We start from the raw sequence: 24,338 nt of genomic DNA, 5'->3' as shown, positions 1-24,338 counted from the left end.
TTCGAAGGTATATTTGAAATGAATTCCTGATATTCCAGGTATAGCCATGAATAATCTCAGACGGCTCGATCTGAACCTGCTCGTCACGCTGGACGTGCTGCTCGCCGAGCACAACGTCACGCGCGCGGCCGAGAAGCTGAATATGTCGCAGCCGTCGGTCAGCGTGCAGTTGCAGAAACTGCGCGACCTGTTCGGCGATCCGCTGCTGTTGCCGGGGCCGCGCGGGATGCGGCCGACCGCGCGCGCGGAAGCGCTGCGCGAGCCGGTGCGGGACGCGCTGGAAGCCGTCGAACGCGCGGTGAGCCCCGCCGCGCCATTCGATCCCGCGACCGCGACGCACACGTGGCGCGTGGCCGCGACCGACTACGGCGAATCGACGATCGTGCTGCCCGCGCTGAATACGTTGCGGTCGTCCGCCCCTGGCACGCGGCTGGCCGTCGTCGAGCTCGTACCGCCGCGCATCGAACAGGACGCGGAGCGCAACGGCATCGACCTCGCCTTCCATACGACCGAGGGCTCGCCGGCCGGCATGCGGCGCCTGCCGCTATTCGCCGAGCGTTACGTGCTCATCGGCCGTAACGATCATCCGAAATTGAAGCGGCGCCCCACGCTCGCGCAGTTCAGCACGTTCGAACACGTGATCGTGTCGCCCGACGGCGGCGGCTTCTTCGGCGTGACGGACGAAGCGCTCGCGAAAGTCGGCGCCACGCGGCGCGTCGTGCTGTCCGTGCCGCATTTCCTGTTCGTGATGTCGGCCGTTGCCAGCACCGATCTCGTCGCGATGCTGCCCGAGCGGCTGGTGCGCGACGTGCCCGCGCTGCGTGTGGTGGAAGCGCCGGTCGAGGTGCCCGGCTACGAAATGTCGATGCTGTGGCACGAACGCGTGCATCGCGATCCGGCGCATCGGTGGCTGCGGGAGACGATTGCGGCATCGGTATAAGCCTACGACGGCGGCCGGATTCGGCACGGCGGGGAACGGCGTGCCGGATGGCGCCCGATTGCCGGTTTCGGTCGCCTTCGCCAGGGCCGCCCGGCCCTGCCGCAAGATTCTTCATTCGGGACTTGAAACCGCCTCGAACACTGTATATATTTACAGTGCTTTTGCACCATTTGACCCGAATTCCGTCACCCATCGACGGACGGATTTTTGTGAGGCGACCATGTTCCAGTCATCCGCATTCGATCCCGAGCAACCCGGTTTCAACCCGATCCACTTCGAGCGCGCCGCGCGACAGGCGGTCGTCGATCTTCAACGCGTCGTCGGCGCCCCCGCGCAGCGGGCGCTCGGCCTGAAGCGGCGCAGCCATCCGGCCGCGGTCCGCACGATGAGCTGGCAGGCGCTGTTGAATGTCGAGGAGCTTGCGTTCTCGAACCCCGGTTTCCTGAACCGCAACGATCCGACCGTCGTCGATGCATTCATCCGGCTGCGCGACAGCCGAATGGTCGCGGCAGACATCGAGGAAGCCGTCGACTGGAAGCGCGACGACGACGATCTACCGGCCGTCTATCTGATCGTCAAGGCAATGCTCGAAGCGGAAGAGACAGAAGCACAGCGCGTCGAGATGGAATGACCCCGGCGGCCGGCGCGGCCTTCCGGTCAGGCCGCGCCGGCGCAAGCGCCGAATCCCGGGACAACGCATGCCATCGCGGCCACGCGCAGCCGCGCCATCGGGCAATCTAGCAATCAGAGCCGCGCCGCGAGCCGCGAACCCTGATCGATCGCGCGCTTCGCATCGAGTTCGGCGGCCAGTTCCGCGCCGCCGATCAGGTGCACCGAGCGCCCGGCCGCCTGCAGCGGCGCGAGCAGCGCGCGCTGCGGCTCCTGCCCCGTGCAGAGCACGATCGTGTCGGCTTCGATCAGCTCGTGATCGGTGCGCTGCTCGCCGTACGACACGTGCAGCCCACGCGCATCGATCCGCTCGTAGTTCACGCCGCCGATCATCTTCACCTGCTTCATCTTCAGCGTCGCGCGGTGGATCCAGCCGGTCGTCTTGCCAAGCCCCTTGCCGAGCGGCGCGGCCTTGCGCTGCAGCAGCGTCACTTCACGCGCGGGCGCCGCAACCTGCGCACGCATCACGCCGCCGCGCGTCGCGGCCGGGTCGGTCACGCCCCACTCGGCCTTCCACTCTTCCAGGTCGAGCGCCGGCGACTCGCCGTCCTGCACCAGATACTCGGCGACATCGAAGCCGATCCCGCCCGCGCCAACTACCGCGACCCGCCGGCCGACCGGCTGCTTGCCCGCGAGCACGTCGATATAGCTCAGCACGTTCGGCCCGTCCTGCCCGGGGATCTTCGGGTCGCGCGGCGCCACGCCGGTCGCGAGCACGATCTCGTCGTAGCCGCCGGCGATCAGGTCGCTCGCGTCGACACGGCGATTCAGGTGCAGGTTCACGCCGGTCAGCTCGACCTGGCGGCCGAAGTAGCGCAACGCTTCATGAAACTCTTCCTTGCCCGGCACCTGCTTCGCCATGTTGAACTGGCCGCCGATCTCGGCTGCGCCGTCGAACAGGTCGACATGATGGCCGCGCTGCGCGAGCACGGTCGAGCACGCGAGCCCGGCCGGCCCCGCGCCGACCACGGCGATGCGCTTCGGCTGCTGCGCGGGCGCATAGTTCAGTTCCGTCTCGTGGCACGCGCGCGGATTCAGCAAGCACGACGCGATCTTGTTCTTGAACGCGTGATCGAGACACGCCTGGTTACAGCCGATGCAGGTGTTGATCTCGTCGGCGCGGCCCTGCGCGGCCTTGACGACGAACTCGGCGTCCGCGAGCAGCGGGCGCGCCATCGACACCATGTCCGCACAGCCGTCCGCGAGAATCTGCTCGGCCACCTCGGGCCGGTTGATCCGGTTGGTCGTCACGAGCGGAATACCGACCTCGCCCTTCATCTTTTTCGTGACCCAGGCGAATGCGCCGCGCGGCACCGACGTCGCGATCGTCGGCACGCGCGCCTCGTGCCAGCCGATCCCCGTGTTGATGATGGTCGCGCCCGCGCGCTCGACGGCCTTCGCGAGCTGCACGGTCTCGTTCCAGTCGCTGCCGTCCGGAATCAGGTCGAGCATCGACAGCCGGTAGATCAGGATGAAATCGCGGCCGACCGCTTCGCGCGTGCGCTCGATGATCTCGATCGGCAGCCGGATGCGGTTCTCGTACGAACCGCCCCACTGGTCGGTGCGCTTGTTCGTATGCATCGAGATGAACTGGTTGATCAGGTAACCCTCGGAGCCCATGATCTCGACGCCGTCGTAGCCGGCTTCGCGCGCGAGCTGCGCGCAGCGGACGAACGCGCGAATCTGCCGCTCGATGCCGCGCGCGCTCAGTTCATGCGGCGCGAACGGCGAGATCGGCGACTTGATCTTCGACGGCGCGACCGCGAACGGGTGATAACCGTAACGGCCCGTATGCAGGATCTGCAGCGCGATCTTGCCGTCGTCGGCATGCACGGCATCGGTGATCACGCGATGCCGCCGCGCGGCGCCCGACGTCATCAGCGTGCCGCCGAACGGCTTGGTCCAGCCGGCCACGTTCGGCGCGAAGCCGCCCGTCACGATCAGGCCGACGCCGCCGCGCGCGCGTTCGGCGAAATATTCGGCGAGCCGCGGCAGCGTCTTGCGGCTGTCCTCGAGGCCCGTGTGCATCGAGCCCATCAGCACGCGGTTCTTCAGCGTCGTGAAGCCGAGATCGAGCGGCGCGAGCAGGTGGGGAAAGGTTGTCGTCATGATGATCCTGCCTGATAAGCGATGCCTGCCATCGTAGGCGCGCGCCGCCTTGAACGTGAGGGGGCAAACAGCCATAATGCTTGTCATTTCCGGCCAAAACGACATGACCTCCCCACTCGCCAAGGACCGCCTCGGGCTGCGCCGGCCGACGATTCCGGTCGCCTATACGCGACTGCTGCTGCAGGCGCTGGCCGCGCGCGGCGTCGATCTGGCCGCGGTGCGCGCCGGCACGGGCCTGCGCGACGCGGTGCTGGCCGAACCGGACGCGCGCGTCGCGCCGTCGCAATGGGGGCGGCTCGTGCTCAACGCGATCGAGATCGGCGGCGATCCGGGCATCGGGCTCGCGTTCGGGCTGCTGCTGAAGCCGACCGTGCATGGCTTTCTCGGCTACGCGACGCTGACCGCGCGGGACATCCGCGAAGCGCTGTCGGTCACGCAGCGCTACTTCCGGATGCGCAACCGTCAATATCGCCTGACCTACGCGGAGGACGAACGCGGCGCGACGCTCGAACTGCACGGCGTGCAGGCCAGCCCGGTGCTGCAGCATCACGTGATGTTCGAGTTCGTGCTGACGGGGCTCGCGCAGAACATCTCGCAATGGGCCGGGCGCGCGTCGCCGCCGATCGCGCTGCGGTTCGTGTGGCCGGAACCCGCGTATTTCGCGCGCTATCGCGACCAGTTGCCGCCGGTCGAATTCGGCTGCGCCGCCAACGCGCTGTGGGTCGCGCGGGATGTGCTCGACTGGCCGCTGCCGCTCGCCGACGAAGTCGCGCACCGGCAGGCGCTCGTTCAGGTCGAGCGCGAATATGCGCAGGTGCGTCAGGAGGAAGGCGATCTGGTCGAGCGCGTGCGCGCGGAGCTGGCGCGCCGAGCCGGCGATTACCCCGGGCCGGAGACGCTCGCCGACGCGCTGCTCGTCTCGACGCGCACGCTGCGGCGGCGGCTCGAGGAAGCCGGTTCGAGCTACCGGCAATTGCTCGACGAGGCGCGGTTTCGCGACGCGAAGCAGTTGCTCGCCGCGTCGGATCTCGACCTGAAGACGATCGCCGAGCGGCTGCAATTCACCGACCCGGCGAATTTCACGCGCGCGTTCCGGCGCTGGGCCGGGCTGACGCCGAGTGGGTATCGGGAAGCGGCGGCGGGCGTGACCGTGTCGGCGGCGACCAAAGCCCCGGTGCGCGAATAACGCAGCGCCGTCGGCGGCAGGATACGGCTTGCTGCTGCGCGCGGACTTCAGCATCGCGGCCGCCGCCGGATCGCATGGATCAGGAGCGGAGGGCTCGCCATCGCGCGCTGCGACGCGGCCGCCCAAAAGCAGCGGAACCTGTCGCTGCTTGCGTCGGCGTCGAGCCTGTTTGCGTTAAGTCAACCTTCCCTGTCGCAATCAAATCCCGGTTGCCCCCTGCCCACTAGAATCACCGCCGCGACATCAGGCGGCGTCGACCAGATGCACTGCATCTCCCCGGACGTCACGGGAAAATCTGCCTGGCGTCCTCACGGCTCGATGCGCTCAAAACTCGGGCTTCCATCAGGTCCGGTACGACTCGGATCGGTCCAAGCACTCGACTCGCCCTCCTATTCACACCTCTGGCGGCCCATACAGGTAGTAGTCCTTCAGCAGACGCTCTTGCACCCAGACTTACGCCCGCGTTTACCAACTACCCCGTTCGGCGGCCATTGTTTAGTAAAACAAGCTAAAAATTAGGGAGCCATCTGATAGCAATCCGACACACAGGGCGGTAATATTTCGTAACATTGAGTAATAGACTACTAATTCTAAAGAGGAGACCAACAGTGACAAGCAACACACGCTGGATCGCGACCGCAGTCGCGGTCACCCTGTTGAACGCCGGTTGCGGCGGTGATGCAGCTGACGGGACGGCTGCGGATCACACCCCGATGTACCCCCGTCCGGCGCAGCCAGTCACTGATTTTCAGTTGACGCGCTACGTCGACCCGATGATCGGCACCGATCAGGTGCCGCCGATCGATCCCGAAATTGCCAAATCCGAAGCACATCCTGAAGATTTGCTCGGCGGCTTCACGACGCCTGCCGCCTCGTTGCCGTCCGGCATGATTCAGTGGGGACCGGATACCCCTCCCGTTCCCAATGTGTGGAGTCCACCCGGTTACCACTACAGTCAGACAAAAATCACCGGTTTCAGCGTCACGCACCTGAGCGGTGTGGGTTGTAACGCAGGGGGTGCATTGCCGATATTTCCGACCATTGCCGGCCAGGACGGCCCGGCGGCGTTCAAGCATTCGAACGAAACCGCGAAACCCGGCTACTACAGCGTGACCTTCGACAACGGCATTCGCACCGAACTGACGGCAACATTGCGTTCCGGCGCCGCACGGTTCGCATGGCCGGACGGCAAGAGCGGCCAACTCAACATTTCGGCCGAAAGTGCCGCAAACACGGGGGACGGCGCAATTTCCGTCGATCCGAATGATCCGCAAGCGTTGCAAGGCACGCTGACAGGTGGCGGCTTCTGCGGAAACGGTCAAAATTACACCATTAGTTTTTATATTAAATTTGATCAGGACTTCAAATCAAAAATCAGCAATGACAACGCTCAATTGACGTTCCCTTCAGCCAAGCCGGTGAACGTGAAAGTCGGAATCTCGTACGTCAGCATCAAAAATGCGAAGGAAAACCTGCAACAAGAAAGCGGCCCCCAAATTTTCGACCAGCTTGTTTCGCAGTCCGACTTAATATGGAACAAAGAGCTGAACGCAATCCAGGTAACCGGCGGCAGCGACGAAAATCTGAAGAAATTCTATTCATCCCTGTATCACGCACTGCTTGCGCCCAGCATTTTCAACGATGCGAACGGCGAATATCTGGCGATGGACGGCACAACAGCCAAGGTGCAGCCGGGTCACAACCACTACACGACGTTTTCCACCTGGGACATTTACCGCTCGCTGATGCCGATGATTGCGTGGCTCAAACCAGCTGCCGCAAGCGACATGATGCAATCGCTCGTCGACGACGCTAACGTTTGCGGCGGCAGCTTCCCGAAATGGGTCAAAACCAACACGAATAGCAACGTGATGCCGGGTGACGGAGCATCCATTCTTGTTGCGCAGAGTTACATGTACGGTGCGACCAGCTTCGATACGAAAAGAGCGTTGTCGATCATGCTCGATACGGCAAATGGTGTCGCCACCTCGTGCAATGGAATCACCGCCCTCCCGGGACTTTCCGATTACATCAAATATGGCTATCTGCCTCCGGAAACGATCAGCAACGGCCCCGCATCGACGACACTGGAATATGCCGTGACGGACTATGCCGTTTCTCGTTTCGCACAAGCGCTCGGCGATGACAGTAGCGCCGCAAAAATGCTGAAGCGCTCGGCGAACTGGAAAAACCTGATCAATCCGTCTGCCCCTGCCGAGAACGGCACGACGTTGGCGAGGCTGTCCGATCGCACCGGCGATGGCAGTTGGGTGATGGGCTCGTACAAGGAAGTTGAAGGCAACGTTGAACAATACACGTGGATGGTGCCGTTCGACATCCCGGGTTTGATCAACATCCTGGGGGGTGACAGCGCAGTCGTCCCACGGCTCGATATGTTCCACCGCTTCCTGAACGCCGGCGAAGGTAGCCAGCACATGTGGATCGGCAACGAACCGTCGTTCGCAACGCCGTGGATATACAACTGGACGAGTCATCCGGACAGGACACAGAAAATCGTGCGCCAAATCGTCAACCAACAATACACGACGACCGCATCCGGTCTGCCGGGCAACGACGACGAAGGTGCAATGTCCGGGTGGTTCGTGTGGGCGGCGCTCGGTCTTTATCCGGAAGTCCCGGCTGTACCGGGTTTTACGCTGACAAGCCCCTTGTTCCAACATGCGCTGGTCAGACTCGGCAACGGTAAGACGCTGACGATTGACGCAGACAACCCGGACTTCACCTATGTGAAAAGCGCCATGCTGAATGGTGCTGCGTTGAACAACACGTGGCTTGACCTGGAACAGGTCAGGAATGGAGGCGCACTCGCTTTCGGCCTGAGCGATGTGCCTACGACATGGGGTCACTCGATTTTGACACGGTAATTTTTCAGTAAAGAACTGCACGGCACGTATTTATCTCAGCTGTATATCCGTCATATAAATCCGAGTACTTTATATGAACATTTGACCGGCCTCTATTGCCCCCTTTACTCGATCCGGGGGCAATTTTGTGGCGGGTGTCAGCTTTCTCGACACCCGCTCTTTTTCATACCGCCGAAGGTGCGATGCTCACCGCGAAATGCGCGCTGGTTCAGGCGAGCATTTCCTCAACGGGGATTTACCACAACCCATTGAAGCATTGGACGGCTCTCATCGAGTCTCGTTCTTTGTATCGAGACGCGTAGTTGTCCTCCGCATTTCCATTGAAACACCGGGCAACAAGCCACGCAAATTCCGCTGCCTCGGACGCGTGGTTTTTCTCGCGGGTGGCTTGTATGGCACCCGTCTTTTTCCGATTCAACAATGGGTGTTCGGCTGGCGAATGGACACAGTTTGTTTTTCCTCCAGGGAATTCACGCGAGCGCTGCCATATACAAACCGAGCACCCGGCTATTGAGACCTGACCCACTGACGACACACCATGACCACTGAAACAATCCTCCATCTATCCGCAGATCAGCTTGCCGTCGCGCAGAAGAAAATTGCTGATATCTCTTACGCGATCGGCGCGGTGCTTGGCCTCATTAAGGAGGGGCGCGACATTCAACTCGAACTCGCCACCGACTGCGTCAAAGTGGCCGAGTTCAATCTTGCCGGTCTGTGCAGAACGATCGGCGTCGAAACTGTCAGTTCGAAGGAGCGTGAGCAGCACTGCGCAGACCTTCGTGCAGCCAACATGCGCATCCGTGATCTGGAGACGCAGCTTGGCAACACTGTGCCCCGTGAGGCAATTCAAAACGCCATCAAGAACATCGCGCAGCACCTCAAAAGGTGGTGGAACCGCGACGGGCTCGGTTACGTGCACGATCTCGAATTCGGTGCATACGGTGTCTGTCACGGCAAGTTCTCGTTTCGGCTCAACGGGGGCTTCCCGATCCTCGACCCGGATATGCCGGCCTCCGACAAACGCAACGATGCGTCACGGATGGATAGGTTGCGCGAGCGCGGCTTCGAGATCGTTCAGGATGACCGGGAATGGGCGATCGCCGACAGCGATGCCAGCCGCGCCGCCCTGATCGAACTTTTCGCGAAGAACATTCCGTCGGCCAGGGTCTTCATGATCGAGAACGTCAATCGCTGGCGTGCCGATGGCTTCATCCTGACGGCCGCCGAAGTCTACATTCAGAAGATCGACGAAATCCTCGCACTCCCGATTCCCAAGCCCGACGACCACCATGACCACCAGAAACATTCTTCAACCGATTCCCGTCATTCGTGACAAGAACGGCTGTTTCATGCACCCGGACCTTCGCCACTTCCTCGACGTCACGCTCAACCGCACCACACGCTGCGGCTCGACGGAATGGGCCGCGCTCAAGGCCCGGGCCAGGATCAAGACGTCGGTCCTCCTTCTTGAATCCGAGCCCGACGATCATCCGGCCGTCGACGCCTATTTCGTGCGGGGCGAAGGCATTTCGCTGTGGAACCCCGTGCCACCGTCCGACTGGTGGCTGCTCGCGATCAGCGACGCCTATAAGCCGTACGCCATGTTCGCCACGCACGCCGACGAAAAAAGGCCGGCTCCCGAACTGACGAGCAAAGCAGCGGACAGTGATGCTCACCCTGCGCGCGAACGCACTTTCGCCACGGACACGGCTGACGGCAAGCGGACGCGTTCGAAAGCGAGCCGCTTTGACGCGCTGACCGAAGCCCGCATGAATGAAATCGGAACGTCTGCCCGCATCCTCGCCGAAACCACCGACGACGAAGTGGTGCAATTTGCCTGTGCCATCTTCGCCGCATCCCCTTTCGGGCATTCCCCGGCAACGCCGACAATCCCGGACGATGTGCGTGCGTGGGAATCCGTCGACGGACGCGTGATCACCGACGCGCAGAAGCAGCAGGCACTGCGCGACGGTGACGCACGTGCATCATCGGTACGACCGTATGCGATCGCGCTGATTCGGCGTACTCCCGCTCATGCGACGAAACCTGCGACTACCGATAAGCACGACCTGAGCACGAGCGAAGGTGGCAGGCGCTACATCGCCGAATTTTTCGCGAAGCGCCTGTGCCGACACGATTTTGGCCGATACATCAATGAACGATTAGCGCCCGATTTCGCGTGCGTGCTAGCTCGATATCTGAACGATCGAGACGCTGCCCGAGCAGGAGCAAGTCATCAGCCAGACTGGAATCGAACCCGATCCGCGAACTGAAGCAACTCGCGTGACCGGAACCCGCCTGTTTCGCAGGCTATCGCGATACGTTGCCGCCGGCCGATTTCACATGCACTGCACATGTGCTGTCGATCGCGCGCGACGTGCTCGACCGGCCGCTGCCGCTCGCCGACGAAGTCGCGCACTGGCGGACACGCATGCAGGTCGAGCACGTGCACGCGGATTTCAGCATCACGTGTCGGGCAACCCGTCGCCCGACCATATCGGGCATACAACCGAAAGCGTTGGCGTATGATGGGCGCCACATCAAAACGACGCTGCGCGAACCGGCGCCCGCTCCGACCCATGCCCAATCGCACCACCCTGATCGAGGCCACGATCGACCGTGTCGATACCAACCTCATCCGAGTCAAGGCCGATATCAGGAAGACCCCGTCATACCGCGTGACGATGCAGAACGTCTGCTACTTCGTCACGGCCAGCGACGTCGACGAGGACGCGTTCAAGCAGATCGAACAACTGAAGCCCGGCATGCCGGTGCGCGCGTGCACATTCGAGCATCGCGGCCGTCGCCGGATCGCGTGGATCAGGAGCGACAAGCTGGCGATCGCGCCGTACGACGTGGTCGCGCAAACGCGGCGGAACCTGTCGCTTCTAGCCTGGGCGTCGTGCCTGCTCGTGCTGAGCATGGGGCTCGCTGCCGCGGCACTTCATTCGGGCTGGGCGTTCGTCTCGGCACTGGCCACTGTCGCGGGCATCGTGACGCTGATGGGCACCCTGCTCGCCATCGGCGGCTTGTCCGACCTGATCTTCCAGCCGCAGCGACGCGAAGCCCAGCAGAGCTGGCCCGGCGCACCGTCCGGTTTCGACGTGGAGCGGAGCCGCCCATGACGAACCACGCGATGCAGACCGTCTCGGGCCGCGTGACGGCAATCGGCCAGCAATCGATCGAGACGAAGGTCTGGAGCAACAACCTGGGCTGGACCACGCAAAGTATCGAGGAAATTACGCTTCACCTCGATTCGCCCGCGTCTCCGCTCATGTTCAGGACCAACGGGACGACGCGCCTGTTCATCGCCAACGGCGATCGATTGAACATCGCCTGTGTCGACGGCCAGGATCGCCAGATCGTCTATGGCATCCGCAACATGACCGACGGTTCGACTTATTTGCTGCGCCCCGCCAAAGTCGCCAGCGCCCGGGCCGACGTCACCGTCATGCTCGGCTGCGTGGTCGCCGCCGCGGTGGTCAGCGGGATCGTATCCGTGGTGACGCTCAGCACGGATACGATGTTCGACGTGTTCGCGCTGATCAGCGCGTGTGCAATCGGATTGGGCGTGCTGAGTGCGATCCTGCGCATCCTGTTCGGCGTGATCCTGTGGCCCGAAATCAGAAGACTGGCGCAGCCGGGCGGCAAACGCGAAATGACCGCGGCAACGACGGCGCTCTCGCTCACGCAGGAAGAAACCCGGCACGTGCGCATCATCTGATCGTGCCGGGCGCGGCCACTGCGCGAGCGAACGAAGCACGCCCCGGATTGCAGCGCCGCGGTCACCGCCTGCCTCTCCGTCAGCGCGCGCCGCTCGTTCAGGTCAAATCGGATCCGCGCGACTGCGCATCGTCGCCGAGATAAATCCGCGCGCCACCATCCCCCTCGCCCGCATCGATCCGCACGTCGCCCGTTGCGGCGACGATTGCGTCGTAAACGTCATCTGTCACGCACACCACCGGCACCGCGATCGCATACAGCTCGGCGGCCACGATCGCGCCGATCGAGATGATCAGGTCGCGCTCCTTCAGCACGATCGCAACCGGCCCCGTGCCGTTGCGCACGGCTTCCGCGAGCACGCTGCTGCTCGAACTCGAACCCTTCGCGTGCGGCATCACCATCACCTTGCCGGCGAGACTCGCGCCAGCTTGCGGATGCCCGCGATCGACGATCTTGCCCGCGCCCGAGTCGTAGCCGCCCCAGAAGCTGAGCGGCTTGTCGAGCACGAACGGGCGCGCGCACGCGCTGCCCGGCACGAGCGTATCGCCCGTCAAACCCTTGCCCGTTGCTTCAGTCATCGAATCGCACCTTTCCTTCGAACGCCGATCGCACGCATTCGCGCATGCTGCCGTACGCCACCGTCACGCCGATGTTCGCGGGCGCATACGACGCCCATTTCCCCGAGTTGGTCATCACCAGCCCCGACAGTTGCTTCATTACGGGCGTGATGTACGTGCAGGTGTCGACGACGATCTGGATGCCGCGCGCGGCGAACTTGTCCGCGAGGCCGGTTTCGCCCAGTTCCCACAAAATGAACCGGCTCGTGTTCACGTAGAAGTCGCAGGCCGGCTTGCCGTCGAATGCGTCGAGCAGCCCGTCGAGCGTGCGGAATTCGGCGAGCGAGAAATGCGGCGTGCCGAGCGCCACCGCGACGAGTTCATCACCGTCCGCGCCGTGGTTCAGCGTGCGGCGAATCTCGTCGAGATCGGCCATCGAAACATCGACCGTGCGTTGCGCCGCGCGGCCGTGCAATGCGGCGTCGAGCGTCGGCGCCTCGGGCGTCACGCCGACCGCATGGAACAGCGCGACAGCCCCGCTCGATGCGGCGGCCGCGCCCAGTGCCTTGAGTTCGTCTTCGGTGGTATCCGCCGGCAGCCCGACGATCGCCGGCACGACCGCGCCCGCGATCTTGCCGACAGCCAGGCCGAGCGCGGCGAAATGGATGTCGCGCGACGGCAGGTGACTGAAATCCGGCGCGTTGAACACGATCCGTGCGGCGCGGTTCGCTTCGACGTGCAGCCCCGCATACGGTGCGCGCCCGGTGATCGCGGCGGCCAGATCGAGGAAATCGCCATACCGGCTCGTGCGCGCGCCGAGCACCGAGTTCGCGAACACGATCGCATTGGATTCCGCCCACGCGATCTGCTCGCCTTTCGCGGGACGATGCTTCAACTGATACGGCGCGCACGTGAAGCTCGATTCGCAGCCGAGCTGCAGATGCGCGTCCATCAGGCGCTGCGCGTCGCGCTGGATCGTGCGGTCGCCGTGGTACAGCTCGGGATGGATCAGGTCGAGCGACCCGACGTTCAAGGTGGTCGGCACCGCGACCTTCGCGCCGGTGTGGACGAAATACTCGACGAAATCGAGGCTGGTCTGGCCGTGGTAAAGACAACCGTCGATATGCGCGGACGTGATGTCGATCAGGTGCGGCGCGGACATCACGTGCGCCGTGCGCGCGACGATCCGCATCGCGCGGGCGACGCCGTCGCCGAAATCCCCGCGCAACATTGCGTCGTCGCGGTCACTCAACTGCAGCATCGGTTGCTCCTCGTGACTCGTACCGGCGGCGCCGGCCCGTGAAATCCGTCAGAGGACTCTACAACTGGAAATAAAAACTGTCCAGATCGCCATCGATCCGGGCAGATTCAAAACCAATTTACGATCCGGAATGCGCTGATCTCCGCACTCCGGCCCGCTCAAAGCGGCCGATGGCTCGAATTCCGCTCCAGTTCTCTGCAACGTGCGACGCCGTCCGACAGCCTGCCCGTCTAGCGTTGCGCGGTGAGGCTGAACAGTTCATCGCGCAGCGCCTTCGCACGGCCCTGGCCGAACTGCGTCTCGAATTCGTCCTGCGCGGCCTGCCACGCGACCTTCGCTTGCGCGAACGTGCGCTCGCCGAGCTTCGTGAGGCTCAGCGCATGCGCGCGTGCATCGTGTTCGGACGCGGCCGTCGCAACAAAACCATCGCGCTGCAACGGCTTCAGCGCGCGCAGCAGCGTCGTGCGATCCATCACGAGCGCCTCGGCGAGTTCGCTCATCAACAGGCCGGGCCGATGCGTCAGGTTCACCATGATCGAGAACTGCGCGGGCGTGACGCCGACCGGGGCCAGATGGCGTTCGTACAGTTGCGTGACGAAACGCGCCGCCTGACGCAGCGCGAGGCAGTTGCACGCTTGGGCAATCTTGATGTCGTTCATGCTTCGCAATTTATATGTGCATATGCATAAAGTCAATGTACACTCCGCCGTAACAGGGCCGGCGGCCGGCCGAGCGCATCCGGCGCCCCGCCATCGCGTCAAGGAGACGGACATGGACTACATCGACAAGCTGCGGATCTTCCGGTCGGTGGTGGAGATGCGCAGCTTCACGCGCGCCGCCGACATGCACGGCCTCGCGCGGCCTGTCGTGTCGCGTGCGGTTGCGGATCTGGAGGCGCGCTTCGGCAGCCGGCTGCTGCACCGGACCACGCGCCAGGTGTCGCTGACCGAAACGGCCGAGCGTATCTACGAGCGCTGCGCGGCCGTGCTCGACGAACTCGACGCGCTCGAAGTGGAAGCGCAGTCGCAAACCCGCGAGCCCGAAGGCCTGCTGCGCCTCGTCGCGCACACGACCGCCGCGCTGAACCGGCTCGTGCCGCTGATCGCCGGCTTCAAGAGCGCACATCCGAAGATCCGCCTCGACGTCACGCTGACCGAGCGCCCGGTCGATCTCGTCGGCGAAGGCTACGACATCGGCATCGTCGTGCCGTACATGCTGACGAGCGAAACGACCGTCGTGCGGCTGGTCGAGCGCATTCCGGTCGTGATCGTCGCAACGCCCGCGTATCTGCGCGCGCATTCGCGCCCCGAGACGCCGGCCGACCTGGCCGATCATCCGTTCGTGCCGCTGTCGCCGTCGCTGCGACGGCCCGCGCTGTCGTTTCGCGTCGACGGCGACACGCTGACCCTGCCGTACCGCTTCGACATCTCGTCGAACAGCCCCGTCTTCAATCGCGAAATGGTGAAGCACGACTTCGGCATCGGCGTCGTCCCGAAAACGCTCGTCGAAGCCGAACTCGCGTCGGGTGCGCTCGTGCAGTTGCTCGCGAACGCCGATCTCGTCGATGCGTTCGTCGAGATCAAGCTCGCGTACGCGAACCGCGCGCTGCTGCCCGCGAAGGTCAAGGCGTTCATCGACTACACGGCCGCCTATTGCGACCGCGAAGGCGGGATCGTTCCGGCTGCGGCCTGATCCGGCGCCCGGACGCGCCGGCCTGCCGCCGATTGGTACAGCCACGACACCAATCTGATCCAGCCCCGGCCATCGCTTCGCGTCACCGCAGCCCCTAACATGTGCACATGCACAACACTACGCTCACCGATGACGATTGCTTCGCGGTCCGGCAAGCCGCCCGCCGGATCTCGCAGTTCTACGAGCGTTACCTGTCGCAGGCGGGCGTCACGCCGTCGCAGTACAGCATTCTCGCGTTGCTGCGCGACCGGCCGGACCTGACGATGTCGGCGCTGTCGTCCGTGCTGGTGATCGAGCGCACCGCGCTGCTACGCGCGCTCAAGCCTCTCGTCGGCGCGGCGCTGGTGACGGGACGGATCGAGCCGCCGTACCGCCGCCAGACGTTCGCGCTGACCGCGCACGGCGAAACGAAGATCGCCGACGCGCACGTGCACTGGCTCGCCGCCCAGGAAGCGTTCGAACGGCGCTTCGGCCCGACGCAGGCGGCCCGGCTGAGAGACGAATTGTTCCGGATCACGCACAACCTGCCGGAACGCTAGCCCCTTTCCCGATCGACGACGCGTCGTCGATCGTCTCAATAAGTGCATATACATAGGTGAATCGATGGATACGACCCAAGCCGCTGCCTCCCGCGAAGCAGCCACAATCGACCGGCCGGCGAAGCAGCAACGTCGCGTGCCGTGGATGCGCATCGCGGTGGGCGCCGTCGTCGTCGTGGTTGTCGCGGCCACGCTCGACTGGCTGTTCGTGCTGCGCTTCCAGGAAAGCACCGACGATGCGTATGTCGGCGGCGACGTGACGGTGCTCGCGCCGAAGGTCAACGGCTTCGTCGACCGGATTCTCGTGACCGACAACCAGCGCGTGAAGGCCGGCGACGTGCTCGTGCAGCTCGATGCGCGCGACTACGATGCGAAGCTCGCGCAGGCCAGCGCCGAAGTCGACAGCGCGCGCTCCGCCGTGACCGAACTCGAAGCGAAGCAGCAACTGCAATACGCGGTGATCGGCCAGCAAGCGGCGGACAAGAACGCGTCGTCGGCCGAACTGACGCGCGCCGCATCGGACCGCGTGCGCTACCGCGAGCTCGTGAAATCCGACGCCGTGTCGAACCAGATCGTCGAGCGCGCGGACGCCGATTATTCGAAGGCCGGCGCGGCCGTCGAACGCAGCGATGCCGCGCTGCTCGCGTCGAAGCGGCAGCTCGACGTGCTCGGCGCGCAGCTCGCCGATGCGCACGCCCGCGTGAACACCGCGCTGGCCGCGCAGCGCGTCGCGGCGCTCAACGTCGAATACACGACGATCCGCTCGCCGGTCGACGGTTACGTGGGCAACCGCACCGGCCGCGTCGGCATGCTCGCGAACGTCGGCGTGCCGCTGCTGACGGTCGTGCCCGCTTCGGGGCTGTGGATCGATGCGAACTTCAAGGAAGACCAGCTTCGCAAGATGCGCGCGGGCGATCGCGTCGACGTGTCGCTCGATGCGTCGAGCACGCGCCTGCACGGCCGCGTCGACAGCGTCGCGCCCGCGACTGGCGCGACCTTCAGCGTGCTGCCGCCCGAGAACGCGACCGGCAACTTCACGAAGATCGTGCAGCGCGTGCCCGTGCGCGTGCATCTCGATCCGCAGCCGGGCCTCGAACACGTGCTGCGCCCCGGCTTGTCCGCGGTCGTGACCGTGCATACCGACCACGCGAGCTGAGCGGGAGCCGACGATGACCACCGCGTTTTCCGGCGACCCCGCGTCGCAACCGACGAAGCAGCGCGTCTTCGCGTTCGCGCTGATGTGCGTCGGCTTCTTCATGGCGACGCTCGACATCCAGATCGTCGCGTCGTCGCTGCGCGATATCGGCGGCGGCTTGTCCGCAAGCCAGGACGAGTTGTCGTGGGTGCAGACGGCCTACCTGATCGCCGAGATCATCGTGATCCCGATGTCGGGCTGGCTGTCGAAGGTGATGTCGACGCGCTGGCTGTTCGTCGCGTCGGCCGTCGGCTTCACGATCACGAGCATGCTGTGCGGGCTCGCATGGGACATCAACTCGATGATCCTGTTTCGCGGGCTGCAGGGCGCGCTCGGCGCCGCGATGATCCCGACCGTGTTCACCACCGCGTTCGTGCTGTTTCCCGGCAAGCAGCGGCTGATCGCGTCGACGACCATCGGCGCGCTCGCGTCGCTCGCGCCGGCGATCGGCCCCGTGATCGGCGGCTGGATCACCGACCAATGGTCGTGGCACTGGCTGTTCTACCTGAACCTCGTGCCCGGCATCGCCGTGGCCGCACTCGTGCCGCGCTACGTGAATATCGACGAACCCGATCCCGGCCTCATCAAGCGCGGCGACTATCTCGGCATCGTGCTGATGTCCGGCTTCCTCGGCTGCCTCGAATACGTGCTGGAAGAAGGCCCGCGCAAGAACTGGTTCGGCGACGACGCGATCGTCATCTGCGCGTGGATCTCCGGCATCTGCGGCTTCCTGTTCATCGTGCATGCGCTGACCGCCAAGGATCCGATCGTCGACCTGCGCGCGCTCGCCGTGCGCAACTTCGGGATCGGCAGCCTGTTGTCGTTCGTGACCGGCATCGGCATCTTCGTGACCGTGTTCCTGACGCCGCTGTTTCTCGCGCAGGTGCGGGCGTTCAGCTCGCTGCAGATCGGCGTCGCGCTGCTGTCGGTCGGCGCGTTCCAGTTGCTCGCGCTGTGCGCGTATGCGTTCGCCGCACGCTACGTCAGCATGCGCGCGCTGCTCGTGTTCGGGTTGATCTGCTTCGGCCTCGGCTGCTACCTGTACACGCCGATCACGCACGACTGGGGCTGGCGGGAACTGCTGTTGCCGCAGGCGCTGCGCGGCATCGGCCAGCAGTTCAGCGTGCCGCCGATCGTGACGATGGCGCTCGGCTCGCTGCCGCAGTCGCGACTGAAATCGGCGAGCGGCCTGTTCAACCTGATGCGCAATCTTGGCGGTGCGATCGGCATCGCGGTGAGCGCGACGATGCTCAACGACCGTCTGAACTTCCACTACCTGCGCCTGAACGAGCACGTGAGCGCCGGCGAACCGCAGATCGCGTCGCTGCTCGACCACCAGGCCGCGTACTGGACGTCCGTGGCAGGCAATACGCTGAACACCGCGCAAGCGGGGCTCGCGAACCTGCATCACCTGATCTATCGCGAAGCGCTGACGCTCACCTACGCGGATGCGTACTACGCGCTGTCGCTGTGCTTCGTCGTTGCGCTGCTTGCCGTCGCGTTTTCCAAACCCATTACCTTGAACGCGCCGCCGCCGGATGCGCACTGAGAATCTCATCATGAAAAAGCTACTCGTCGCCCTCGCCGTCAGCGCGTTCGCCGCAGGGTGTGCGGTGCAGCCCGCGCAGCATCCGGCGCTGCACGATTCGGTTCAGACGCTCGCGCCTGCTGCGTGGGATACCGACGTACCGCGCGCGGACATCGACGCCGCCGCGTGGTGGGCGCAATTCCACGATCCCGTGCTCGACCGGCTGATCGCGACCGTGCTCGACGGTAACCTCGACCTGCAGGCCGCCGCCGAACGCGTGAAGCAGGCGCAGGCGCTGACCGTGCAGAAGCGAGCGGTGCTGTTGCCCGAACTCGACGCAACCGCGCATGCGGCCGACGCGCGCCAGAACACGCCGCCGCCGCTCGGTTATGTGCGGCAGGCCGGCGCGGGGCTCGCGCTGAGCTGGTCGCCCGATGTGTTCGGCGGCGAACGGCTCGATTTGCTCGCCGCGCAGGCCGAGCTTGTCGGGCAGAAGCATGCGGAAGATGCGATGCGGCTCGCGCTCGCGGCCGATGCGGCATCCGCGTATGTCGATCTGCGTTGGGCGCAGCAGGAACTGAAGATCCTGCAGGACAACGCGAAGATCCGGCAACACGCGCTTGAACTCACGCGCAAGCGGCAGGCGTTCGGGCTGTCGACGGAACTCGACGTCACACGCGCGCAGAACCAGCTCGATGCACTCGAAGCGCGGATTCCACCGACGCAGGCGCAGATTTCGCATCAGCTCAACCTTATTGCCGTGTATTCGGGGCGCACGCCGGAATCGGTCGATCGGCTCGTGTTGGTGCAGGCGGGCGAGATTCCCGCGCCGCCGGCTGGATCGCCGGGAACGTTGCCTTCGCAGGCATTGTTGCGGCGGCCTGATGTGTTGACTGCTTATGCGCAGGTCGAGCGGCGTGCGGCGCAAGTGGGCGTCGCGAAAGCCGAGCGGTATCCGAAGTTTTCGCTGAACCTGACGGACGGGATTCTGGCGGCGTCGTATCTCGGGTTGCCGACGTTGACCGATAACCTGTTCAGCGCGGCGTTGAGCGCGACGAGCCCGATCTTCAACGCGGGACGTATTACCGCCGATATCACGCAGAGCGAAAGCCGGATGCGCGAGTCGGAACTCGGGTTAAGGCAGACGATGCTGCAGGCGTTGCGGGAAGTCGAGGATGCGCGCGCGAATCTCGTCAGTTCCGATGAGGCGACGCGGAGGCTCGATAGCGCGTTGACTGCTTCGGACAAGGCGCTTGGATTGGCGAATCAGCTCTATAAAGGCGGTGCGACGGATTTTCTGGATGTGCTGTCGGCGCAGGAGGTGTATCTGCGGGATTCGGATTCGCTCAATCAGGTCAAGCGCGAGCATGCGCTGGCGGCGGTCGCGCTTTATCGATCGCTTGGGGGTGGGTGGAGCAAGAATGACGCGGAGGAGGCTGTGGCGGAGAATTGAGCGCCGGGGTGTGCAGAGTTAGCAGATCATTGAACACCTTTGCTGCCCCTGCACGATGCGGCTCCGAAAAAGGAAAGGTCACTCACTTCCTGACGTCACGTACGACAAAGTACAGGTCTTTGGTTTTCGAATTCACGAGATACCCGCCGTGAACATTTTGAAACGACCCGCTTCGCCCCAGCCCGTCGAAATTGAAGCTCACGCATAGGTAGCGCTGTCGGCCATCGCCTGCGATGCTCCACTGTGCCAGCGCGGGATTGAACGCAGTTGGCTTGATTCCGCGGTTGTTTCCAACGGGGATGGCCGCGGACAATCGGTAGAGCTTTCCAGAATAGATCAACGCCTGCGTCGACTTTCCTTCGGCGTAACCCACGTCGGCACCTTCGTGTTTGACGAGATAACTTGCGTTGAAGCCGTCTGCGTAGTCGTCCTCTTGCGATACTTCGTGCGTGTTGATGTCGTGGATAGCGATGGTCGGTGAGACGGACTGCGCCAGAAGACAGCTTTTAACCAAAGCCTCGCCCGGAGGCGCCGCCCATCCGGTGATGGAGGCAGCCATGACCACCACTGCCGAACATATTTTCTTCATTGGTATCCGCTCCCACACGGATTCGGTGGGTTGAATGAAGCGATGCTGTATGCCACCCCGCGCGGGCATACGACGCATCGGCGGGCGGCGCAAACGCCCGCACCACCGACACGCCCCACACACCCGCGAATTACAGCGACGGCCGCTTCAGCTTCACCCAACGCTGCACCGACGGCCGCTCCCACTGCGCGCGCGCATAGTCGGCGAGACGCTGCGGCACCGGATCGTCATTCAGCACCAGACGATTCAGCATCACCGCCAGATCGACATCGGCAATACTCCACTCGCCGAACAGGTTTGCCGCGCCCGGCGCGAGCAGCTTGTCGGCGGCCACGAACAACTTCTGCGCGGCAGCCAGCGCGAGACTCGACAGCGGCTCGCTCGTCGGGCCGTAGAACAGCACTTCGGTCGACCGTTCCGTGCGGATCGGCATCAGGTCGCTGCGCAGCCACGCCTGTACCTGCCGCGCCCGCGCGCGCTGGCGCGGCTCGACCGGATAAAGCCGTGTGCCCGGAAATGTCTCGTCGAGATACTCGGTAATCGCCGACGATTCCGACAACGCGAAATCGTCGTGCACGAGCGTCGGCACGCGTTGCGTCAGCGACGTCGCTGCATAGTCGGGCGCGAAATGCGCGCGGTTGCCGAGATCGACGGTCACCAGTTCGTAAGGCAGCGATTTTTCCTCCAGCGCGACGAAGACCGACATCGCGTAAGGGCTCGCGTATTGCGTATCCGCGTAGAGGCGGAGATTACCGGTTTGCACTGCAGGCTCCTTGTGGGTACGGAGGTCGGCAACCGCGGGTTGGTGCGCCGACAAGCTCCGGATGGTCATGCGGTGTGCGTGACAGATTAGCAGCGGCTTGAAACGCGGTGTGAGTGGTTTCGTGTGCGCGGTGGCAGCGCGGTCATCCGGCGTCGGGCCAGCGGTATCCGATCACTTCGTTCAGCGGATACGCGAGTTCGCGCACTTCTTCCAACTGGTTGCCGCCGAACAGATGCACGTGCTCGTCGTCGTGACGCAGGTAGAACCCGACGTGCCCTTTCCAGCTCGCGGGATCGTCGCGCGTCAGGATCGCGATGCAGCCGTACACCGGACGCTCCAGCGGCCGGCCCCATTCGAGCCACGAACGCGCGAGTGCGGAGCCCGTGCCGCGAATGCCTGCGTGCGTCATGCACCAGTTGACGAACGACGAGCACCAGGAAACTTTGTCGTCGTAGCCGACCAGGTTCGTCTGGTTGTTGTATTCGACGATGCGCGGGTTGATGCTGCCGGGCGGGTGGCGGCGGATGCCGAGTTCGGCCAGCGCGACGGACATCCACGGCGGATGGCCGGCGTCAGGTTTGCTCTCAGGGTTCGATCGGATCACTTCGTTCTCGGGCGACTGTGATTTGTGGTCACAATCTTCGCATGAATGCTGCGGAGCGACGAGTGGCTCCGGCAACGTGATGCCGGACAAATGATCCGTCCCTCACGTATTCCCCACTCCCGGTGGGAAATGAAGCGACCAAACAGGCGTTTTTCAACACGCGCCGCCACCCCACACTGCGTCTGTCCGCCGGTTTTCGGCTCTTTCCGACGAGGTCAACCATGACGCAGCCCCTTCTTCCCCGCGACGACACCTATGCACGCGGTCTCGCGTTGTTCGAGCACCTGCACGGCGCGCATAGCGGCAAGGATCTCGCCGAGTCGCGCGAAACCCTCTGCCCGGACTTCCTGACGATGACGATGCAATGGGCGTTCGCCGGCGTGCTCGACCGGCCCGGGCTCGACCTGGCGACCCGCGAACTGGTCGTGATATCCAGTTGCGTGACGCTCGGGTACGCGTTGCCGCAGTTGCGCGCGCACGTCGAAGCCGCGCTGGTCGCCGGCGCGACGCGCGAGCAGATCATCGAGACGATCCTGCAGACGATGTTCTATGCGGGCGGTGCGGCCGTGAACAACGCGCTGGGCGTCGTGGCCGAAGTGTTCGCCGCAGCGCCTGACACCGACGAACTCAAGACGCCGAATCCTGTACCGCAAAATGATCGAGCGCGAACGCGATGAACGCGCGGAGTTTGGCGGGCGCGCCGGTATCGCGCGCGTAGAGCAGGAAAAAATCGCGGCCGCGCGATTCATACGCGGCCAGCAGCAGACGCAGGCGGCCGGCGTCGAGGTCGGCCTTGACCAGCCCGAACGGCTGCAGGATCACGCCGCCGCCGGCCAGCGCGGCCTCGCGTAGTGCGGGGCCGCTGTCGACACGCAACCGGTACGTGACGGGCACTTCGATCGCGCCGTCCGGCCCGTCGAACCGCCACCGGTAACGCGGCCCCCAGCGCGTATGGCCGAGGCAATCGTGATTCAGCAGATCCTGCGGCGTGGCCGGCGTGCCGTGGCGAGCCAGGTATTCCGGCGACGCGCACACGACCATCCGGTAGTACGACGGCAACGGCCGCGCGATGAGCGACGAATCGGCCAGCGGCCCGACGCGAAACGCGAGATCGATGCCGTCACCGACCGGATCGACCGCCGCATCGGTCAGCACGAGCTCGATATCGACACGCGGATACTGCGCGAGAAAAACGGCGACCGCCGGCGCCAGCTGTGTGACGCCGAACGAAATCGGCGCCGCGATGCGCAACTGGCCGGCCGGATCGCCGCCGAGTGCCGATGCGGCGTCGTCGGCCGTCTCGACCCGATCGAGGATGTCGCGACAGCGCTCCAGATACAGCGCGCCGGCCTCGGTCAGATGGTGACGCCGCGTCGTGCGGTGAAGCAGTTTCACGCCGAGACGCGCTTCGAGCGCGTTCAGATGCTTGCCGACCATGCTCGGCGACAGACCGAGCCGCTCGGCCGCGGTGGTCAGACTGCCGGTGCTGACGATCTCGACGAACACCGACATGCTATCGAAGCGATCCATGGTGGTTGGGTGGGGTGAAATGGGGGTGGGTGAGCGTCTGGGTCGGCACAATCGGGCGCGTGTTGCGCTCAATCTTCGCATGAATACCGCGGCTGGCTGCGCCCTTCCCACCTTGTGTTTTCCTTTCGATCCGCCCGTATCATATCGGCAGCGCCATCGACTTCCCCGCCCGCCATGCGCATTGCCCCCCTACCGCCCCTTCAGTGCCTCGTCGCGTTCGAAGCCGCCGTGCGGCATGCGAGCTTCACGAAAGCCGCCGCCGAACTGCACCTGACCCAAAGCGCGATCAGCCGCCAGATCCAGCAGCTCGAGGAATTCCTCGGCCGCTCGCTGTTCGTCCGCGAGCATCGTTCGTTGCGTCTGACGATCGCCGGCGAGCAATACGCGGCACAGGTCCACCACCTGCTCACCTTGTGCGCGGAAGCCACACACGACGTGATGAAGCCGTACGGCGATCTCGAACTGACGATCGCGTGCTCGTCCGGCGTCGCGCTGCTGTGGCTGACGCCTCGACTACCGGACTTTCGCACCGCGTATCCGAACATCAAGCTGCGCCTGATCGTGCGCGACGGCCTTGCGTCGATGTCGCCGGCGGAATTCGATGTCGGCGTCTACTACGTGCGCCAGCAGGCGCCGGCCGAGTACACCGCGCGCCGGTTGTTCGACGAGGAAGTGTTTCCGGTCTGCGCGCCCGGTTATCTGGCCGGCCGCACGCTGAACGCGGCCGATCTCGCGAACGAAACGCTGCTGCGCCTCGAGGACGGGCAGCGCCAATGGATGTCGTGGTCCGAATGGTTCGGCATGAATGACGTCGACCGCCAGAAGGCACAGCCGCAGGACATCATGATCAATTCGTATCCACAGATCGTGCAGATGACCATTCTCGGCCAGGGCGTGTCGCTCGGCTGGCGCTACATGATCGACGCATGCATCGAGGCCGGCCTGCTCGTGCGCGTGACGGAAGCGACCGCGAGCCACGGCGGCGGTTATTACGTGATCTCGCCGAACGACCGCGCGCAGAATCAGGCCGCCCGCCTGTTCACGCGCTGGCTGTTCGAACAGGCGGAGAAGCAGACCGCACCCTGAGCGCGATGCATGCGTGCAGCGCATGC

The 24,338-nt window shown here is 64.3% G+C and carries 23 protein-coding genes; 15 read left to right on the top strand and 8 right to left on the bottom strand.

What is annotated here, in order from left to right:
* Window positions 1–46 precede the first annotated feature (46 nt).
* Complete coding sequence (locus tag VL15_RS29065) at window positions 47–940, top strand: LysR family transcriptional regulator (protein WP_048250137.1); 894 nt, start codon at window positions 47–49, stop codon at window positions 938–940.
* Window positions 941–1,160: 220 nt separating this feature from the next.
* A complete protein-coding gene (locus tag VL15_RS29060) occupies window positions 1,161–1,571 on the top strand; it encodes a DUF2471 family protein (protein WP_048250136.1) in 411 nt (136 codons plus the stop codon).
* A 113-nt stretch (window positions 1,572–1,684) separates the two neighbouring features.
* On the opposite strand, the gene VL15_RS29055 is transcribed toward VL15_RS29060, so the two are convergent.
* On the bottom strand, window positions 1,685–3,718 hold the full coding sequence (locus VL15_RS29055) for an NADPH-dependent 2,4-dienoyl-CoA reductase (protein WP_048250135.1): 2,034 nt from the start codon (window positions 3,716–3,718) through the stop codon (window positions 1,685–1,687).
* A 76-nt stretch (window positions 3,719–3,794) separates the two neighbouring features.
* On the opposite strand from VL15_RS29055, the gene VL15_RS29050 reads away from it, so the two are divergent.
* The 6 genes from VL15_RS29050 to VL15_RS29025 all read left to right on the top strand — a co-directional run bounded on the left by VL15_RS29050 (window position 3,795) and on the right by VL15_RS29025 (window position 11,516).
* Window positions 3,795–4,904 (top strand): AraC family transcriptional regulator, encoded by a 1,110-nt coding sequence (locus tag VL15_RS29050; RefSeq protein ID WP_048250134.1) that lies wholly within the window; start codon window positions 3,795–3,797, stop codon window positions 4,902–4,904.
* A gap of 608 nt (window positions 4,905–5,512) precedes the next feature.
* Window positions 5,513–7,789, top strand: coding sequence for a GH92 family glycosyl hydrolase (locus VL15_RS29045; protein ID WP_080970988.1), 2,277 nt, complete (start codon window positions 5,513–5,515; stop codon window positions 7,787–7,789).
* A 538-nt stretch (window positions 7,790–8,327) separates the two neighbouring features.
* Window positions 8,328–9,125: a hypothetical protein gene (locus tag VL15_RS29040; protein ID WP_048250133.1), complete on the top strand. Its 798-nt coding sequence runs from the start codon at window positions 8,328–8,330 to the stop codon at window positions 9,123–9,125.
* Window positions 9,082–10,065 carry a hypothetical protein gene (locus tag VL15_RS42850; protein WP_196319636.1) on the top strand — a complete coding sequence of 328 codons (984 nt, stop codon included), beginning with the start codon at window positions 9,082–9,084 and terminating at the stop codon, window positions 10,063–10,065. Before VL15_RS29040 ends, VL15_RS42850 begins: the two co-directional genes overlap by 44 nt.
* 306 nt (window positions 10,066–10,371) lie before the next feature.
* Window positions 10,372–10,917, top strand: a complete 546-nt coding sequence (locus VL15_RS29030; protein ID WP_230684554.1) for a hypothetical protein — start codon at window positions 10,372–10,374, stop codon at window positions 10,915–10,917.
* The gene (locus VL15_RS29025; RefSeq protein WP_048250131.1) at window positions 10,914–11,516 is read left to right on the top strand and encodes a hypothetical protein; all 603 of its coding nucleotides are present in this window, start codon (window positions 10,914–10,916) and stop codon (window positions 11,514–11,516) included. The genes VL15_RS29030 and VL15_RS29025 overlap by 4 nt, the downstream gene beginning before the upstream one ends.
* 97 nt (window positions 11,517–11,613) lie before the next feature.
* On the opposite strand, the gene VL15_RS29020 is transcribed toward VL15_RS29025, so the two are convergent.
* From VL15_RS29020 to VL15_RS29010, 3 genes are all read right to left on the bottom strand, one after another.
* Entirely contained in the window at window positions 11,614–12,093 is a 480-nt protein-coding gene (locus VL15_RS29020) for an aconitase X swivel domain-containing protein (protein ID WP_048250130.1), read from the bottom strand.
* Window positions 12,086–13,333 (bottom strand): aconitase X, encoded by a 1,248-nt coding sequence (locus VL15_RS29015; RefSeq protein ID WP_048250129.1) that lies wholly within the window; start codon window positions 13,331–13,333, stop codon window positions 12,086–12,088. Before VL15_RS29015 ends, VL15_RS29020 begins: the two co-directional genes overlap by 8 nt.
* 230 nt (window positions 13,334–13,563) lie before the next feature.
* Window positions 13,564–13,992 (bottom strand): MarR family winged helix-turn-helix transcriptional regulator, encoded by a 429-nt coding sequence (locus VL15_RS29010; protein WP_048250128.1) that lies wholly within the window; start codon window positions 13,990–13,992, stop codon window positions 13,564–13,566.
* Between the two features lie 112 nt (window positions 13,993–14,104).
* Here VL15_RS29010 and VL15_RS29005 point away from each other — a divergent pair, with 112 nt between their 5' ends.
* The 5 genes from VL15_RS29005 to VL15_RS28985 all read left to right on the top strand — a co-directional run bounded on the left by VL15_RS29005 (window position 14,105) and on the right by VL15_RS28985 (window position 19,740).
* On the top strand, window positions 14,105–15,025 hold the full coding sequence (locus tag VL15_RS29005; RefSeq protein ID WP_048250127.1) for a LysR family transcriptional regulator: 921 nt from the start codon (window positions 14,105–14,107) through the stop codon (window positions 15,023–15,025).
* Window positions 15,026–15,132: 107 nt separating this feature from the next.
* Entirely contained in the window at window positions 15,133–15,564 is a 432-nt protein-coding gene (locus VL15_RS29000; protein WP_048250126.1) for a MarR family winged helix-turn-helix transcriptional regulator, read from the top strand.
* Window positions 15,565–15,628: 64 nt separating this feature from the next.
* Entirely contained in the window at window positions 15,629–16,720 is a 1,092-nt protein-coding gene (locus VL15_RS28995; protein WP_048250125.1) for an HlyD family secretion protein, read from the top strand.
* Window positions 16,721–16,733: 13 nt separating this feature from the next.
* Window positions 16,734–18,308 carry a DHA2 family efflux MFS transporter permease subunit gene (locus tag VL15_RS28990; protein WP_048250124.1) on the top strand — a complete coding sequence of 525 codons (1,575 nt, stop codon included), beginning with the start codon at window positions 16,734–16,736 and terminating at the stop codon, window positions 18,306–18,308.
* Window positions 18,309–18,318: 10 nt separating this feature from the next.
* Complete coding sequence (locus VL15_RS28985; RefSeq protein WP_048250282.1) at window positions 18,319–19,740, top strand: efflux transporter outer membrane subunit; 1,422 nt, start codon at window positions 18,319–18,321, stop codon at window positions 19,738–19,740.
* Between the two features lie 82 nt (window positions 19,741–19,822).
* Here the strand turns inward: VL15_RS28985 and VL15_RS28980 are convergent, their stop codons facing one another.
* The 3 genes from VL15_RS28980 to VL15_RS28970 form a co-directional block, all read right to left on the bottom strand.
* Window positions 19,823–20,299: a hypothetical protein gene (locus tag VL15_RS28980; RefSeq protein ID WP_155420317.1), complete on the bottom strand. Its 477-nt coding sequence runs from the start codon at window positions 20,297–20,299 to the stop codon at window positions 19,823–19,825.
* A gap of 160 nt (window positions 20,300–20,459) precedes the next feature.
* Window positions 20,460–21,092 (bottom strand): glutathione transferase, encoded by a 633-nt coding sequence (gene yfcF, locus VL15_RS28975; RefSeq protein WP_080970987.1) that lies wholly within the window; start codon window positions 21,090–21,092, stop codon window positions 20,460–20,462.
* 142 nt (window positions 21,093–21,234) lie between these two features.
* Window positions 21,235–21,645 carry a TIGR02594 family protein gene (locus VL15_RS28970; protein WP_048250122.1) on the bottom strand — a complete coding sequence of 137 codons (411 nt, stop codon included), beginning with the start codon at window positions 21,643–21,645 and terminating at the stop codon, window positions 21,235–21,237.
* A gap of 272 nt (window positions 21,646–21,917) precedes the next feature.
* Here VL15_RS28970 and VL15_RS28965 point away from each other — a divergent pair, with 272 nt between their 5' ends.
* Window positions 21,918–22,373 carry a carboxymuconolactone decarboxylase family protein gene (locus VL15_RS28965; RefSeq protein ID WP_048250121.1) on the top strand — a complete coding sequence of 152 codons (456 nt, stop codon included), beginning with the start codon at window positions 21,918–21,920 and terminating at the stop codon, window positions 22,371–22,373.
* On the opposite strand, the gene VL15_RS28960 is transcribed toward VL15_RS28965, so the two are convergent.
* Window positions 22,324–23,226 (bottom strand): LysR family transcriptional regulator, encoded by a 903-nt coding sequence (locus tag VL15_RS28960; protein ID WP_048250120.1) that lies wholly within the window; start codon window positions 23,224–23,226, stop codon window positions 22,324–22,326. The genes VL15_RS28965 and VL15_RS28960 overlap by 50 nt on opposite strands.
* Before the next feature lie 174 nt (window positions 23,227–23,400).
* Between VL15_RS28960 and VL15_RS28955 the strand changes: the two genes are divergently transcribed.
* The gene (locus VL15_RS28955; RefSeq protein WP_048250119.1) at window positions 23,401–24,312 is read left to right on the top strand and encodes a LysR substrate-binding domain-containing protein; all 912 of its coding nucleotides are present in this window, start codon (window positions 23,401–23,403) and stop codon (window positions 24,310–24,312) included.
* The last annotated feature ends 26 nt before the right edge of the window (window positions 24,313–24,338 follow it).

The organism is Burkholderia cepacia (assembly GCF_001039005.1).
Classification (GTDB): Bacteria; Pseudomonadota; Gammaproteobacteria; order Burkholderiales; family Burkholderiaceae; genus Burkholderia; species Burkholderia theae.
Note: the sequence above shows the minus strand (reverse complement) of the source record. Positions and strands in the feature narration are given on the sequence as shown.

Excerpts from the sequence above, each read along its gene's own strand:
- VL15_RS29065 (WP_048250137.1), top strand. The coding sequence starts at position 47 with ATGAATAATCTCAGACGGCTCGATCTGAACCTGCTCGTCACGCTGGAC.
- VL15_RS29060 (WP_048250136.1), top strand. The coding sequence starts at position 1,161 with ATGTTCCAGTCATCCGCATTCGATCCCGAGCAACCCGGTTTCAACCCG.
- VL15_RS29055 (WP_048250135.1), bottom strand. The coding sequence starts at position 3,718 with ATGACGACAACCTTTCCCCACCTGCTCGCGCCGCTCGATCTCGGCTTC.
- VL15_RS29050 (WP_048250134.1), top strand. The coding sequence starts at position 3,795 with ATGCTTGTCATTTCCGGCCAAAACGACATGACCTCCCCACTCGCCAAG.
- VL15_RS29040 (WP_048250133.1), top strand. The coding sequence starts at position 8,328 with ATGACCACTGAAACAATCCTCCATCTATCCGCAGATCAGCTTGCCGTC.
- VL15_RS42850 (WP_196319636.1), top strand. The coding sequence starts at position 9,082 with ATGACCACCAGAAACATTCTTCAACCGATTCCCGTCATTCGTGACAAG.
- VL15_RS29030 (WP_230684554.1), top strand. The coding sequence starts at position 10,372 with ATGCCCAATCGCACCACCCTGATCGAGGCCACGATCGACCGTGTCGAT.
- VL15_RS29025 (WP_048250131.1), top strand. The coding sequence starts at position 10,914 with ATGACGAACCACGCGATGCAGACCGTCTCGGGCCGCGTGACGGCAATC.
- VL15_RS29020 (WP_048250130.1), bottom strand. The coding sequence starts at position 12,093 with ATGACTGAAGCAACGGGCAAGGGTTTGACGGGCGATACGCTCGTGCCG.
- VL15_RS29015 (WP_048250129.1), bottom strand. The coding sequence starts at position 13,333 with ATGCTGCAGTTGAGTGACCGCGACGACGCAATGTTGCGCGGGGATTTC.
- VL15_RS29010 (WP_048250128.1), bottom strand. The coding sequence starts at position 13,992 with ATGAACGACATCAAGATTGCCCAAGCGTGCAACTGCCTCGCGCTGCGT.
- VL15_RS29005 (WP_048250127.1), top strand. The coding sequence starts at position 14,105 with ATGGACTACATCGACAAGCTGCGGATCTTCCGGTCGGTGGTGGAGATG.
- VL15_RS29000 (WP_048250126.1), top strand. The coding sequence starts at position 15,133 with ATGCACAACACTACGCTCACCGATGACGATTGCTTCGCGGTCCGGCAA.
- VL15_RS28995 (WP_048250125.1), top strand. The coding sequence starts at position 15,629 with ATGGATACGACCCAAGCCGCTGCCTCCCGCGAAGCAGCCACAATCGAC.
- VL15_RS28990 (WP_048250124.1), top strand. The coding sequence starts at position 16,734 with ATGACCACCGCGTTTTCCGGCGACCCCGCGTCGCAACCGACGAAGCAG.
- VL15_RS28985 (WP_048250282.1), top strand. The coding sequence starts at position 18,319 with ATGAAAAAGCTACTCGTCGCCCTCGCCGTCAGCGCGTTCGCCGCAGGG.
- VL15_RS28980 (WP_155420317.1), bottom strand. The coding sequence starts at position 20,299 with ATGGCTGCCTCCATCACCGGATGGGCGGCGCCTCCGGGCGAGGCTTTG.
- VL15_RS28970 (WP_048250122.1), bottom strand. The coding sequence starts at position 21,645 with ATGTCCGTCGCGCTGGCCGAACTCGGCATCCGCCGCCACCCGCCCGGC.
- VL15_RS28965 (WP_048250121.1), top strand. The coding sequence starts at position 21,918 with ATGACGCAGCCCCTTCTTCCCCGCGACGACACCTATGCACGCGGTCTC.
- VL15_RS28960 (WP_048250120.1), bottom strand. The coding sequence starts at position 23,226 with ATGGATCGCTTCGATAGCATGTCGGTGTTCGTCGAGATCGTCAGCACC.
- VL15_RS28955 (WP_048250119.1), top strand. The coding sequence starts at position 23,401 with ATGCGCATTGCCCCCCTACCGCCCCTTCAGTGCCTCGTCGCGTTCGAA.